Annotated in this window: 1 protein-coding gene; it reads left to right on the plus strand. The window is 65.0% G+C overall.

The annotated features are described in order from the left end of the window. Positions 1-54: 54 nt before the first annotated feature. On the plus strand, positions 55-709 hold a 655-nt coding region (locus ACZI8Q_RS20685; RefSeq protein WP_463375451.1), incomplete at its 3' end, for a putative T7SS-secreted protein.

Here is a 709-nt window from a genome sequence, read left to right on the forward strand (position 1 = left end):
GCCTGACCCTGGAACGAGTCCCGAACGCCCGCCGGGCGCGAGTCTGGACCTCTGATGACACTGCCCATCCACTACATAACCAATGGAATCCCGCTGCCCAGCGCGGCGTACCCGAACATCGGATTCGATCCGGCCCCCGGCAACGCCGACACAGTCGGACTCCTGGCCACCGAACTCCGCACAGTAGCGGACAAGGTTCGCGAAGCCCACGACTCCCTGGTGCGAGTCGGCCACTCCGACGGAATCTGGCGCGGAGAAGCAGCGACCGCCTTCCGCAACGAGGTCGGCGAGCTCCCCAAATGCCTCGACGATGCGGGCACCGGACTGCAGGATGCCTCTGTCGCACTACGCGATTGGGGCATGGACCTCGAATCGATGCAGAAGACGGCGCAGCGACTCGAAGACGAAGCCCGCGCCGCCAAAAAGCAGGTGGAACGGGCAGAAGCCGACCCAGGTCTCGACGAGGCCGGCCGAACCTACACCGACGACACCCAATTGGCCGCCGCCCAAGCACGTTTGGATGCAGCCACCGATGCACTCAGACGTGCACGGCAAGAACTCCAAGACATCATCGACCGCGCCGAACGCCTCCTGCGACAACACAGCGAGCTGGCCGCCCTCACCGCGCAAGCCCTCGACAAAGCCTGCAGCGACGCACCCGAAGAAGGCTTCTTCGAGGGCCTCTTCAACACGCTCGAGGACATCGGCG

This window comes from Rhodococcus quanlei (assembly GCF_055231015.1).